General features: G+C 26.8%; 13 protein-coding genes and 1 other annotated feature. Of the genes, 8 read left to right on the top strand and 5 right to left on the bottom strand.

Features of this window, described 5'->3' with window-relative positions; translation table 11 throughout:
- Window positions 1-336: 336 nt before the first annotated feature.
- The 3 genes from trpB to ARA19_RS07335 all read right to left on the bottom strand — a co-directional run bounded on the left by trpB (window position 337) and on the right by ARA19_RS07335 (window position 4,193).
- Window positions 337-1,503, bottom strand: a complete 1,167-nt coding sequence (trpB, locus tag ARA19_RS07345; RefSeq protein WP_084764344.1) for a tryptophan synthase subunit beta — start codon at window positions 1,501-1,503, stop codon at window positions 337-339.
- 113 nt (window positions 1,504-1,616) lie between these two features.
- Window positions 1,617-1,881: a binding site (T-box leader), on the bottom strand.
- 97 nt (window positions 1,882-1,978) lie between these two features.
- The gene (locus ARA19_RS07340; RefSeq protein ID WP_055070330.1) at window positions 1,979-3,124 is read right to left on the bottom strand and encodes a hypothetical protein; all 1,146 of its coding nucleotides are present in this window, start codon (window positions 3,122-3,124) and stop codon (window positions 1,979-1,981) included.
- Window positions 3,125-3,515: 391 nt separating this feature from the next.
- Window positions 3,516-4,193, bottom strand: coding sequence for an NAD(P)H-dependent oxidoreductase (locus ARA19_RS07335; protein ID WP_055070329.1), 678 nt, complete (start codon window positions 4,191-4,193; stop codon window positions 3,516-3,518).
- A gap of 310 nt (window positions 4,194-4,503) precedes the next feature.
- Between ARA19_RS07335 and ARA19_RS07330 the strand changes: the two genes are divergently transcribed.
- The 7 genes from ARA19_RS07330 (at window position 4,504) to ARA19_RS07300 (ending at window position 10,731) form a co-directional block, all read left to right on the top strand.
- Window positions 4,504-4,860, top strand: coding sequence for a winged helix-turn-helix transcriptional regulator (locus ARA19_RS07330; protein WP_147574376.1), 357 nt, complete (start codon window positions 4,504-4,506; stop codon window positions 4,858-4,860).
- Between the two features lie 728 nt (window positions 4,861-5,588).
- Entirely contained in the window at window positions 5,589-6,215 is a 627-nt protein-coding gene (locus ARA19_RS07325; protein ID WP_055070327.1) for a hypothetical protein, read from the top strand.
- Window positions 6,216-6,224: 9 nt separating this feature from the next.
- Window positions 6,225-6,515 (top strand): hypothetical protein, encoded by a 291-nt coding sequence (locus ARA19_RS07320; RefSeq protein ID WP_055070326.1) that lies wholly within the window; start codon window positions 6,225-6,227, stop codon window positions 6,513-6,515.
- A 900-nt stretch (window positions 6,516-7,415) separates the two neighbouring features.
- On the top strand, window positions 7,416-8,393 hold the full coding sequence (locus tag ARA19_RS07315; protein WP_055070325.1) for a mannose/fructose/sorbose PTS transporter subunit IIA: 978 nt from the start codon (window positions 7,416-7,418) through the stop codon (window positions 8,391-8,393).
- A gap of 37 nt (window positions 8,394-8,430) precedes the next feature.
- Window positions 8,431-9,234 (top strand): PTS mannose/fructose/sorbose transporter subunit IIC, encoded by an 804-nt coding sequence (locus ARA19_RS07310; RefSeq protein ID WP_055070324.1) that lies wholly within the window; start codon window positions 8,431-8,433, stop codon window positions 9,232-9,234.
- 19 nt (window positions 9,235-9,253) lie between these two features.
- Entirely contained in the window at window positions 9,254-10,165 is a 912-nt protein-coding gene (locus ARA19_RS07305; RefSeq protein ID WP_055072081.1) for a PTS system mannose/fructose/sorbose family transporter subunit IID, read from the top strand.
- 191 nt (window positions 10,166-10,356) lie between these two features.
- Window positions 10,357-10,731, top strand: a complete 375-nt coding sequence (locus tag ARA19_RS07300; protein ID WP_055070323.1) for a DUF956 family protein — start codon at window positions 10,357-10,359, stop codon at window positions 10,729-10,731.
- A gap of 78 nt (window positions 10,732-10,809) precedes the next feature.
- Here the strand turns inward: ARA19_RS07300 and ARA19_RS07295 are convergent, their stop codons facing one another.
- A complete protein-coding gene (locus ARA19_RS07295) occupies window positions 10,810-11,319 on the bottom strand; it encodes an Rrf2 family transcriptional regulator (protein ID WP_055070322.1) in 510 nt (169 codons plus the stop codon).
- A 331-nt stretch (window positions 11,320-11,650) separates the two neighbouring features.
- Here ARA19_RS07295 and ARA19_RS07290 point away from each other — a divergent pair, with 331 nt between their 5' ends.
- A complete protein-coding gene (locus ARA19_RS07290) occupies window positions 11,651-12,025 on the top strand; it encodes a pyridoxamine 5'-phosphate oxidase family protein (protein WP_055070321.1) in 375 nt (124 codons plus the stop codon).
- A gap of 134 nt (window positions 12,026-12,159) precedes the next feature.
- On the opposite strand, the gene ARA19_RS07285 is transcribed toward ARA19_RS07290, so the two are convergent.
- Window positions 12,160-14,478 (bottom strand): putative bifunctional diguanylate cyclase/phosphodiesterase, encoded by a 2,319-nt coding sequence (locus ARA19_RS07285; protein ID WP_055070320.1) that lies wholly within the window; start codon window positions 14,476-14,478, stop codon window positions 12,160-12,162.
- Window positions 14,479-14,681: the final 203 nt, after the last annotated feature.

Genomic DNA, 14,681 nt, shown 5'->3' with positions numbered 1-14,681 from the left:
TATTTAACCAAAATGTTACTTCATATTTTTATAAATATTTCCACACAAAATAGAATTATATCCTTCTCTAAGTAAATTCTATAAAACCACAATAAAACAACTCCCTCTTGCAATTTATTAAACATAAATTCGCCCCAAGAAGAAGTTGTTTATTTATATTATTATATAAACGTAGACTTAATTCAGATGGAGTTTTAACTCTATCCGAATCTTAGTCGAAGTTATCTAGAAGCGTGAGGCTGTTTATCTCCTGCTTATAAAAGATAGGAGTATTACAGCCTCTAGCTATCAGATAAATTAATCACTTTATTTTTACATCATCTGCTTAAGCTAAAGTTAATTGCAATATGCCCTTATTTGATCTACATCCTTATCTCCTCTTCCAGAAATATTTATTATTATAATGTCATCCTTATTAGTTTTTGGCACATACTTAGTAGCATAAGCCACAGCATGTGAACTTTCTATAGCTGGAATTATTCCCTCTAATTTTGTTAATAATTTGAACCCTTCCACTGCTTCTTTGTCTGTTATTGAATAATAATGAGCTCTTCCTATTTTACTTAAAAATGAATGTTCTGGTCCAACTCCTGGATAATCGAGACCTGCTGATATAGAATAAGCTTCTTTCACTTCCCCCTTTTCATCAACAAGACAAAGTGTATCCATACCATGGACTATAGTTTCAACTCCCTTAGTTATTGTTGCAGCATGTCTTTCTGTTTCTAATCCCTCTCCAGCTGCTTCTACTCCTATAAGCTCAACATCCTTATTTTCTATAAAAGTTGCAAAAGCTCCTATGGCGTTACTTCCACCACCAACACAAGCTATTATTGCTTTTGGCAATTTCCCTTCAGCTTTTAATATTTGTTCCTTTGCTTCTTCACTTATTATTTTTTGAAATTCCTTTACCATTGTAGGATAAGGATGTGGACCTACTGCTGAACCTAATACATAAAAAGCATCTTTAGCTTCATCTACATATGCTTTTAAAGCTGCATCTACAGCTTCCTTTAAAGTTCTTGTTCCCTCCGTAACTGGAATAACCTTAGCCCCTAAAAGCTCCATCTTAAAAACATTAAGCTCTTGTCTCTTTACATCAATTTCTCCCATATAAACTTCACATTCCATTCCCATAAGTGCTGCCACTGTTGCTGTTGCTACACCATGTTGTCCTGCTCCTGTTTCTGCTATAACTTTCTTTTTACCTAATCTTTTTGCTATAAGCATTTGTCCTATAACATTATTTATTTTATGAGCACCAGTATGGTTTAAATCTTCTCTCTTTAAATAAACCTTACCTCCTCCTAAATACTCAGTTAATCTTTTTGCATAATATAGAGGTGATGGTCTACCAACATAATTATTTAAATAATACATATATTCATTTTTAAACTCTTCATCATCCTTGTACTTATAAAATGCCTCTTCTACTTCCTTTAATGCATTTTTAATTTCCTCTGGTACATATTGTCCACCAAAACTTCCATAATAACCTTTCATATAAATCATCCTCCATTTTTAATAAAACAAATTTAGTTAAAATCTTTGGAAGAATAAGCTCATTGGTAGCAAAGTAAAAAGAATATTTGCATAAAAAAAACACTATATCCCTACCTTGGGACGATAGTGTCGTGGTGCCACCCAAATTCAACCTCTATAGATATGTATCTATAGTTGTTCTTATTCTCTCAAATACGGAGCCTTAGCTCGATATTCTACCCCTATAACCTGAGGACAGGGCTTAGGCTACTCCCTTAAAGTTTCACCCTCGCATCTCATGAACCCATTTCACCATAAGAGTTACACTGTGCATTCCACCAAACAACAGCTCGCTGTACTAACCTACTTATAGCTACTTCTTTCAATCAAAGATTTTACTATTTGTTATATTATATTACCATTTTATCACTTTTGATACATTTAAATTTATTTTATTGTTATACTTTTTCTATATATTCCTTGATCTTCCCTTTACTTATCTATTTTTAAGAGTTGAATATATTTCTTCATTATTATTCATAACTTGAACATTTCCATTAGGTCCTAAGATTATTGGCATTGATATACCAGCAGCCCAAGCTCCAGACAAACATCCTGTATATGATGGAAGATTATTGTATAAGAAATTAGACATTTTTTCTCCTGGTCCCAAAACAGCAAGAAAATCTGCATCTTCTCCAGTTAAATCTACTCCCGAATAGGATGTTCCTAATAAATCATTAGAAGTTACTTTTACAATATAATATTGTGGATTTTTAATTGTTATATTTTTATATTTAAATTCATTACTTCCAATTATTACCTTTTCACCTGTTAAATTTATAGCTTTTTCACCATAATTATTAACTCCATTAACCTGTCCAATTTTATTATTTACTGTATAAATTCCATACCATTTACTAACATTTGATGTTGGTAAGCTATTAGTAGTGTTAATCGCATTTCCTGCCCCACTTTCAAAAGAAAATACTATATTTTTATTTGGCAATTGATAAATAAATACATCTCCAATAGCATAGACATTAAAATCATTCCCTTGTAATCCAAGTGATGTTGGTGTTGCTCCAAATATTATGTAAAATTCACTTGATGTAACTTTATATATTTTTATTCTTTCTGAACTTGAATATATATTGTTTCCAGTAATATCATTATTTAAAACTACGCCCTTTGAATTTAAAGTTATTCCACTTAAGTCTTTAAGTGCATTAATTTCTCTTCCTTTAGCAAAATTATCAAAATTATAAATACCACTTATATTCTTTAGATCACTAGCAGTTGCATAAGTATATCCATAAGGATTTGGTTTTTGCTTAGCACTTATAATATTTGGCTTGTTAGAATTTTTATTTTTAACTGAATTAGTATTTGCTATATTAGAATTTACTTTTACAGAGTTTAACACTGTAGTTCCTTTGTTTTTTTCTTGAACTATTCCGCCATTATTACTATTATTGTTATTACCATTATTCTCTATATTATTTTTTTGAGTTGTCACTGTTTTTAAAACAATTGAATTTTTATTTACTATAGCTGAGTTCTTATTAAAAATAATTTTAAGACTAAAAAGCCCTATAAATACAATAATAACTATTATTATTCCAATTAATACCTTCTTCATAATAATCTCCTTTACATTTTATTCACATTTAATATTACTATTTCTTTATTACATCCACATTTATATAAAGTTACAATAATTACTCTTAATAGATAAAAAAATACTACTAAAATAATTTTTAGTAATACTTTTTATTTCTAAGATACTTTTTAATATTAAATTATATTCTAACTAATTAAATTAACTGATTTTGATATAAATATATCTTTAAGTAATAGTTCTTATACAGTAGGAGAAGTAATACTTATGTTAGATAACTATAAAAAAACTTATTATAAAAAAGAAATATAAAGATAAAAGTTCAAATAAATTTTTATGTATTTATATAAAATAAAAAAGCTATATCAAAGCCGACTTAACTCTCTTGATATAGCTCTATTATAATTATTTATTATTTAACGAAAGTAACTATCTCTTCCATAGATTGTCTTGTTTTTGCTCTTTTTGGTTCATTCTTTCTGTATCCAAAAGCAGTCATACAAGCAACTGTAAATTTACTTTTATCTAAAAGATTAGCATCAGCTAATATTTTTTCAACTGAATCTCTGTGATATCCTTCTATTGGACATGAATCTATACCTATCATAGCTGCAGAAGTCATCATGTTACCCATTGCTATGTAACATTGTTTAGAAGACCAATCTTCTATTCCTCTTTCGCTATCCAATACTTTAGCATCATTTTTTTGGAAATCTTCCATTTTTTCAATTATAGCATTTGCAACTTCTTTAGGCATATGGTGAACATTTTCAAACATATCTCTAACATATTGAGAATTATAACTAAGCTCATTTTTATTTCTTGTTAAGAAAATTACATAATGACTAGCAGTTGGAAGTTGTCCTTGAGCTCCCCAAGACACTTCTTTTAATTGTTTTCTTAAATCCTCATTTTGAACTATTAAAAATTTCCAAGGTTCAAGACCTAATGAACTTGGTGAAAGTCTTCCAGTTTCTAAAATAAAGTTAAAATCGTCATCTGATATTTTTTTAGTTGCATCAAATTCTTTACAAGCATGTCTGAAGTTAAATGCATTTAAAACTTGTTCTTTAATTGAATTTTTATCCATATAGTTTCTCCTTTAAATGTGTTTTTCCTATTATTTAAAATTTTATTTTACTAAAGAAATAATTAGCTTAAGCTAATAATTATTATTAACTTAAGCTAATTATATATTCTCAGAAAGAAAAAGAAAATACTGCACATTTTTTATATATTATGATAAAATTTATATAAGGTATATTTTTTATACTTAGTATAAAACAAGAGAATTTAATATTATAGCTTATGTAATTACATATTATATAAAATATTTATCTTTAGAACTGAAAATAAAAATAAATTAAAATTTAAACTATTAAAGGAGGATTAAACATAAAATGAATGATACATATTATCAAAAAGTTTTAAAAGAAAATACTGAATGTTCAGTGGAACTAGCTTTAAAAATAATAGGAGGAAAATGGAAAGGAGTCATAATATATAAGCTTCTAAATGGGAAAATGAGGTTTAGTGAACTTCAAAAACTCATGCCTAAAATTACTCATAGAATGTTAACTTTACAATTAAGAGAGCTCGAAAAAGACTTAATAGTTAAAAGAACAATTTATCCTGAAGTACCACCAAGAGTAGAATATGAATTAACAGAACTTGGTAATAAATTAAGTCCAGTAATAGAAAAAATGTTTGAGTGGGGAAATATATATAAAGAAACCAAAGAAAAATTAACTGAATAAGTGTCAAAATCTCTTTCAATATCCCTTTTCTTAATCCTATCTCTGATAAACAAATAATATCATTATCTTATATATATGACTTTAATCATGTATATGGTAATAGGATTTCATTACTTCTTGTATTACTTAATATAGACTACTTTCTTTTAAATATAAAATATAATTAATTCATAATAATGAATGGAAGCTTTTATTATGAATTTACAGAGTTGGATTTTAATCGTAGCTCTTTTATTACTAGCTATATTTCAACTTAAAGAAAGAAAGTTTGCTATTAGGTTAAATGTACGCTCCCATATTTATTTTTATGGATTATAAATGTTGGATTTAAAATATTTTTAGCTCAATATATAACTAAATGGAATCCTACAGCAAGTATCCAATTTATTATTAAACATCACATAAATCCTAATGTGATTTCTACTTCTTTTATATATTTTACAATAGCAATGATTGTTGTTAGATTAATTTGTATCTATATAAAACTTTATTCTTTAAATTCTAACAATAACAATTTATTAATTACATAAATAATTACTAAAGCTATACATTGATAAAATTCAAATGTATAGCTTTATTTTTTTATTAAAACTTAAATTTTTCTAATAACATATAGTTTGTTTATATCTTTTTTTTAAATTATTAATTAAATATATGTAAATTAATCCATTAAATGTATTAAATAAGATAAAATATTGTAGTATTTTTATATTTAAGGGGGAATTTTCTTGAATCTAAAAAAAAGATTACAAAAACACAAAAAACTACTACTTGGTTCTGCAATATCAATAATAACTGGTGCTATTATTGGATTTAACGGAACAATTTCTAGTGCAGACTATAATACCTTATTGTCTCACAAAAAACAAACCACTTCTAAAATTGAAAGCATTGAACAAGAATTAAATTCAAAAAAACAATCTTTAGCTAATTTAGAAATTGAGGAAAATAAAATATCAACAGAAATTACTTCTCTTATTAATGCTAGAGAAGAAAAAGAAAAATTAGCTAAGCTAGAAGCTGAAAGGCTAGAAAATGAACGAATAGAAAATGAAAAGAAAGCTGAACAAGATAGAATTACTAAGGCTGAATTAGATAACATTACTATAGAAAAAAATAAAGAATCTAATACAAACAGCAATAATAACTCTAATACTAATTCAACAGGTAATAAATCAAATGAAAATTCTTCTAGTGCTCAAAGTAGTCCTATAGGACAAATGGTTTGGAAAACAGCTACTGGGAAAAAATATCATAATAAAAGCAAATGTGGAAATTCTAAAACATCAGTCCAAGTTACTTTAGAACAAGCTAAAAATGCTGGATTAACAGCTTGTCAAACTTGCTATAAATAGGGGGATATAATGGGTTTAAACTTACAAAAAAATAATAATTCTAAGAAAAAAATAAAAAAATATATAATAAATACTTTTATTATTCTATTTATGCTTGGTTTCGGAAATCTATTTGGTGAATCTCTATCACCTGGTGTTACTGAATCCCAATACAATAGCACTAAGTATGAATATGAAAAATCATTACAAGACCTAGAGGCTAAACAATCTGAATTAAATAAAATAAATTCTCATATAACTGCTAAAACTTCTAACGTGAATAATTTAAATACTCAATTAGAACAAGAAAAAAATCAATAAAAGAGAAGCTATATCAGATTGATTAAATAATCAATCTGATAAGCTTCTTTTTTTGCTCTTAAAAAACACTATATAAAATTTAATTTTCTAACTTTTCCACTCTCATAAATTTAATGTTTTTTTCCCTTAATTTATTATTATTTATCGACATATTAACTACGTATGCTATTTTATATAAATATAGTCAATAAAACTTAACTTTAATTAGAGCGCTGTATATAACTTAATAATACTATTTTATTATTTAGATATTCTTATCATTACTATTTTTTAAAATTTGTAATAATTTTCAATAAAAATATTTTATTATAATTTTATTATTTTCTCTAATAATTTAATAATTTAATATTAATTAGGTATATTTTTTAACAATTTAATATTATCAATATTATTTTTTGACGTTTTAATAAAATTATAAATTTGTATTTTATTGGTAATTTATGTATTATAAAAAATAGATTATTAAAAATAAATTCTAAGCATTAAATTTTTATGTAGATATGTAAAATCTTAAAATAATAAATATATTAATAAGTTTTTGTATTATAAGATTATTTTTTAACAATAGTTTTACGTAATGTCAAATTATTTAAATAATAAATCTAAATAAAAAAATGATTTTTTGTAACCGTTAACTGTATAAAAATAATCAAGATATAAACATAACAAAATATAAATAGATTATTATTTAATTTAGCTAACTTTTGACATATATTATTTAAAATAATTAATTAATTTTTTTAAAAACTTCTATTACAAAGTTATAAGATAATATTCAAAAATTTTAGTTAATTAAGCTTAGAATATTTTTAATATCAAAAATATAATTATTAATCTTAATTATATTTTTTAGAACTTATTTATAAATTTTATATTACAAATAAAAATAGGAGGTATATGATGGTAGGAATTATTCTTGCAAGTCACGGAGATTTTGCTAAAGGTATTTTACAATCAGCTGCAATGATTTTTGGAGAACAAAAAAATGTACAAGCTGTTACATTGATGCCTAGTGAAGGGCCTGATGATATTAAAGTAAAAATGAAAAAAGCAATTGCATCCTTTGACAACCAAGATGAGGTTTTATTCTTAGTTGATCTTTGGGGAGGAACACCATTTAATCAAGTAGATAATTTAATCGAAGAACACAAAGATAACTGGGCCGTTATAACTGGTATGAATTTACCAATGGTCATTGAAGCTTATGCTTCACGTTTATCAATGGAATCAGCACAAGAAATTGCAGCTAGTATTATAAAAACATCTAGAGAAGGAATTAAAGTTAAGCCAACATCTTTAGAAGCAATAAATTCTAATAACTGTTCTGTAAATCCTACTCAACAATCTAATATAGGTGCGCCTGGATCTTTTGAATATGTTTTAACTCGTATTGATTCACGTTTACTTCATGGACAAGTAGCAACCGCTTGGACAAAAGCTATGAAACCAACAAGAATTATTATTGTATCAGATGATGTAGCTAAAGATGAACTTCGTAAAAAATTAATTCAACAAGCAGCTCCTCCAGGAGTTAAAGCTCATACTGTCCCAGTTAGTCAAATGATTAAGCTTGCAAAAGATGATAAACATTTTGGTGGACAACGTGCATTACTTCTTTTTGAAAACCCAGAAGATTTACTTAGAGCAGTAGAAGGGGGAGTACCTATAAAGACAGTTAATGTTGGCTCTATGGCTCATTCTCCAGGTAAGGTTCAACCAAATAAAGTCCTTGCTTTCAGTCAAAGGGATGTTGATGCCTTTAATAAACTTAAAGATATTGGATTAAATTTTGATGTCCGTAAGGTTCCAAATGATTCAAAAGGAAATATGAATGAAATTCTAAAAAAGGCACAAGAAGAATTAAACAAATTAAAATAATTTATATTATTTTAATAAAAAAGGGGGATTAAAAATAGTGGATTTAAATATATTTCAAATAATATTAGTTATCTTTGTTGCATTTTTAGCTGGAATGGGAGGAATTTTAGATGAATTCCAATTTCATCAACCTTTAGTTGCTTGTACTTTAATTGGATTAGTTACAGGAAATTTAGTACCATGTTTAATCTTAGGAGGTAGTCTTCAAATGATTGCCTTAGGTTGGGCAAATATAGGTGCTGCTGTAGCACCTGACGTAGCATTAGCATCCATTGCAGCTGCAATTATCCTAGTTCTTAGTGGCGAAGGACAAAGTGGAATTTCTTCAGCCATTGCTATAGCAATTCCACTAGCAGTTGCAGGATTATTACTAACAATTATTTGTCGTACAATTGCTACAGCATTTGTGCATTTTATGGATGCTGCCGCTAAAGAAGGAAATATAAGAAAAGTTGAAATGTGGCATATTATCGCTATTTGTATGCAAGGTATACGTATAGCACTTCCAGCTGCATTAATATTAATAATAGGTGCTGGACCTATTCGTACATTACTTACTTCAATGCCAGCTTGGTTAACAGATGGTTTAGCAATAGGTGGTGGAATGGTTGTTGCTGTTGGTTATGCAATGGTAATTAATATGATGGCAACAAAAGAAGTATGGCCATTCTTTGCAATTGGCTTTGTATTAGCAACTATTTCACAAATTACACTTATGGGATTAGGTGCAATTGGTGTAGCTTTAGCTCTCATTTACTTAACACTTAGTAAAAAAGGTGGTTCAGGTAATGATGGATCAAATATGGGAGATCCAATAGGCGATATTATTGATAGATATTAAGAAGGGAGATAAAACTAAAATGGGAAATAATATAAAATTAACAAAAAAAGATCGTTTTTCTATTTGGTGGCGTTCATTTTTTATTCAAGGATCTTGGAATTATGAAAGAATGCAAAATGGTGGTTGGGCCTTCTCTTTAATACCTGCAATAAAAAAATTATATAAGACTAAAGAAGAAAGGGCAGCTGCATTAACACGTCACTTAGAATTTTTTAATACTCATCCATATGTAGCATCACCTATTATTGGAGTAACATTAGCATTAGAAGAAGATCGTGCAAATGGAACGCCTGTAGATGATGTAACTATTCAGGGAGTTAAAGTTGGTATGATGGGACCTTTAGCTGGTATTGGAGATCCTGTTTTCTGGTTTACTGTTAGACCTATATTAGGAGCATTAGGTGCTTCACTTGCTATGAGTGGTAATATATTAGGACCAATCATATTTTTCTTAGGTTGGAATATTATTCGTATGATATTTACTTGGTATACACAAGAATTTGGCTATAAGGCAGGTTCTCGTATTACAGAAGATTTATCAGGTAGTTTATTACAAGATGTTACAAAAGGAGCATCTATACTCGGTATGTTTATCTTAGGATCATTAGTTAATCGATGGATATCTATTAACTTTACACCAGTAATCTCATCTGTTCAATTAAGTAAAGGTGCTTATATTGATTGGAGTAGTCTTCCTGCTGGAGCAAATGGTATTAAGGAAGCTTTATTACAACAAGCAGCTGGATTATCATTAACTCCTGATAAAGTTACAACTTTACAAAATAACTTGGATTCATTGATTCCAGGCCTTACAGGATTATTATTAACATTACTTTGTATGTGGCTACTTAAGAAAAAAATATCTCCTATTATTATCATTCTTTCTTTATTTATTATCGGTATAATATTCCATTTAATAGGTTTAATGTAATATTCTATTTATTATATCACTACGTAAAATAATAGATATTTAATTTGAAATTTTAAGAGGAAAATAAAAAAATTTAAGATTAAATTTAATGAGTATATCAATTATATTTATCATTTTTTTACTAATGCTTCTTGAGTTTTTTAGAAATATATAAATAAAGGTATATATTTAGCAGAAAAGAGGTAGAATGTATGATTCAATCACTTAATACAAAAGTTGATTTAGTAGTTGATGCAACATCTTTTGCAGGTCTTTCAGATTATGGTAAAATAATGATTGGTGATAAAGGATTTGAATTTTATAATTCTAATGATTATCGAAAATTTATTCAAATTCCTTGGGAAGAAATTGATTATATTATTATCTCAGTAATATTAAAAGGAAAATGGATACCACGATATGCAATTAAAACCAAAAAAAATGGTACCTATTCTTTTTCTTCTAAAGAAACCAAAAAAGTACTTCGTACCATTAGAAAATATGTTGATTCAAATCGTATGGTTAAGTCGCTAAGCTTTTTTGATGTTGTCAAACGAACAGTAAAACCTATATTTAAGAATAATTAATATAAATAAAAAGAGTAAGTACTACAACTTATGTAATACTTACTCTTTTTATTTATATAAAATTGTTTTTACACGAATCTATATAGAGTCTCTTTTATTACTAAACCATCCAATTGTTGCTTCTTCCACATCTTTCGAAAATTTCTTATTATATACTTCGTCATATAACCATGCCAAAGTTTTAGTTCTTAAATACTTTCTCATTTCATCTTCAGCTTCTAACATTACAACTTTTATGAGACAAGGACACTTTGTATATTCATCTGGCAGATTATTTTTATCTACTAATATATTATTTTGTCTAATTTCTGCACATTGAAAAAATGATTCTTTTCCTTCCACAGCTTCAATAATATCCCAGAAAGTTATTTCTTCTGCACTGCGAGCTAGTGCATAGCCCCCCTTTACACCAGGAACAGATTTTACAATTCCTGACTTACTTAATTTTGCATATACTTTTGATAAATAAGTTTCAGAAATACCTTGAAATGTTGCTAAATCTCTGATTCCCACAGGTTTATCTTCCTGTAATTTTACCATATATAATAAACAATGTATTGCATATTCTACTCCCACTGAAAATTTCATTTTTCATACTCCTTTGTTATATAGTCTATTATTAATACTATCCTATTATTTATTATCATTCAAGGTAATCATTGATTATTAAATATATCCCTTCTCTAAAACTTAGTCTTAATTGAGATATAATTAAAGCTTCATTTGAATTAAAAAAGTACTATAAACTAAAGTCTATCTCCCTCCATCTTATAGTAAATTGTAATATTACAACCACTGTTCATGAAGTGAAATATATTCTATTGACAAAAAACAAAAAAAGTCGTATTCTAATTACAGATAAGAATTATCCACGATTATAATTATCTATAATATTATTTACACGAAAGAAGGAATTTAAATGCTTACAGAAAAATTTTATGAAGTATTAGAACATGAAGGTGTTGTGTCAATAACATCATGGGGAATAAATGAACCTCATGTAACTAATACTTGGAACTCATACTTAGTTGTAAAAGATAATAAAAGAATATTAATTCCAGCTGCTGGACTTCATAGTACAGAAAAAGACGTAAATGAAAATAATAGAGTAAAAGTAACTTTAGGAAGTAAAGAAGTTTTAGGCTTTAATAATTACCAAGGAACTGGTTTCTTAATTGAAGGAACTGCAAAATTTATTGAGTCTGGTTCTGAATTTGATATGATGAAAGAAAAATTTTCATTTTTAAATAGAGTATTAGAAATAACTGTTACATCAGCTAAACAATTACTTTAAAATTAAATATTATTTAATATTCTATGTTTAAAAGTAAGTAAATCTGTCTATAATTATAATATCATTTAGTCCCACACATCCTACACATAAAGAAAAGCAGTATAGTTTTATCTACACTGCTTTTCTTACTTACTTTATTTTACTTTCATATTTTCTTTTTTCATCTCATCAATATAATGTACCTTTGGAACTGGCTTTCCAAAATAATACCCTTGAATATTATCACAATTAAAATTCCTTAAAATATTTACCTGTTTATTTTCTTCTATTCCTTCACAAATAATTCCCACATTCATGTTATGAGCCATATTTATCAAGGTTTTTACTATTTCTTGAGATTTAATATTACTTTCTATATCTATTATTAAACTTCTATCAAGCTTTATAACATCTATAGGCAACTTCTTTATATGACTAAAGGAAGAATATCCCACCCCAAAATCATCAAGATATATTTCTATACCAATATCTCTAAGTTTATCTAATAAAGCTATGGTATATTCAAAATCATCAATTATTTCATCTTCAGCTACTTCCATTTTTATATATTTACTTTCTACATTATGCTTTTCAAGTTCATCCTTTATAAATTCAATAAGATTCTCTTGCTTCAAAAATAATTTTGATGCATTTAAGGATATATAAAATTCTTCTTTGCCACAGTCTATTAATTCTCTAACCATTCTTAAAGCTTCTTTAAAAATAAAATTATCTATACCTACAATATCTCCAGTTCTTTTTGCTAATGGAATAAACTTATATGGAGCAATAACTTGATCTCCATCATACCATCTTACAAGAGCTTCATAACCTTGTATAGCATCCTTTTTTACATTATATATAGGCTGTAAATACATTTTAAATTCCTTCTTTTCAATTGCCTTTTTTAACCGCTTCTCTATCCTTAAAGGTTCTAACATTTGCTCTTCAAAAATAGTATATCTATTGCCACCATCTCTTTTACTACAGTACATAGCAATATCTGAATACTGTAGTATCTCACTGCCTTTTGTAGAATGTTCTGAATAAAAACTTATTCCCATACTAGCCTTTATTTCATACATATATGAATTAAATTCATAACACTTATTTATTTTTTTAATTACTTTAGATGCAACTCTTTTGATTTCGTCTAAATCATTTTTTCCATTCCTTACTATGATAAATTCATCTCCACCTATTCTACCAACAGTTAAATTCTTTTCCTCTTCAACTATAGAATAAAGTACCTCAGAAACTTTTACTAATAGTTTATCTCCAATATGATGACCTAAAGTATCATTTATCACTTTAAAATTATCCAAATCAATAAAAAATATAGCAAAGTCTTCTTTCTTAGTTGTTAAGCTTAAAATATACTCATTAATACTATATCTATTTTTTAATTTTGTTAAAGTATCTTGTCTACTTATAAATTCAAGATTTTCAGAATAACTTTTTAATCTTTTAAACATTGAATTTAAATCATTATTAAGTTCGCCAATTTCATCATCTTTATTATCTTCTATTAATTCCATATTAAACTTAGTATTTTCTCTAACGCTATTTATAGTGTTTTTTATCTTCAATATTCTATTAATTACACTTTTCTTTAAAATTAAATATAGTACTAAATTAGATAAAATAGTTATAACTATCATTGTTGCAACTAATAAATATATATTTTTTTCTGCATTGTTCCTAACATTTCTATCATCAGTTAAATTTATGTAATACTTATTTTCTGAATTATCTATAGCATCTAATTCAGTATATATATCTGTTTTTTCTTCCTGCCTATTACAAAAGTATTCTCTTTGTCCTAAATTAGACACTTCCATTTTTGAAATATCTTCAGAGATTTTACTACTATGAATAATATCAACAATTCTACCTGTTTCTTTAGCTAACTTTTCTATAAAATCTTCATCCATTCTTTCAATCATTATAATATATTTATCATTTTCAGATTCTATCTTCTTTCCTCCTATTATATAAGGATGACTTTTTCCACTTATTACTCCTGAAACCAGTCCTTTTCCTTCTTCAATAGAATTCTTTATTAAATCTGTTACAGTCAATTTTATAACATCTAACTCTTCCTTGCTAATATTATCCTTATCAAATATCTTATTCAATTCACTAAACCCATCTTCTAATAAAAAAATACTTGATACTGATGAAAATTCAGCAGTTTTTCCTATATCTATTATTTTATTTACGGAAACTTCTTTATAATTTGATTGTAAATTATTTTTAATATCATAATAATTAGAAAATTCTACAGCCTTTCCCGATAATTTTGTTACTTCTCCATTTATTCTTGATATAACCGAATTTGTTCTCCCTGGTCCCCGTTCAAGTTCTCCCATGCTCACTTCATCTATTATTTCTTTTCCTACTGATAAAAAAGCTATAGAAGAAATGATGGTTATACTAAAAAACATAATAACAATTTTTTTTAATAAACTCATAAATCCCCCTACCCAAGTATTCTGTTTAATTAACGTAGACTTATTTCAGCTGAAGTTTTACTCCATCTGAATACTTAGTCGCAGTTATCTAGGAGCGTGAAGCTGTTTATTTCTTGCTCGTTAAAGCTAGGAATATTACAGCATCTAGCTATCAGATTAACATAGACTTACTTCTTCAATACCTATAAAATTATCGGTTTTAT

The organism is Clostridium massiliamazoniense (assembly GCF_001403635.1).
GTDB classification, from domain to species: Bacteria; Bacillota; Clostridia; order Clostridiales; family Clostridiaceae; genus Sarcina; species Sarcina massiliamazoniense.
The sequence above is the reverse complement of the archived record's forward strand: the minus strand, read 5'-3'. Positions and strand labels throughout refer to the sequence as shown.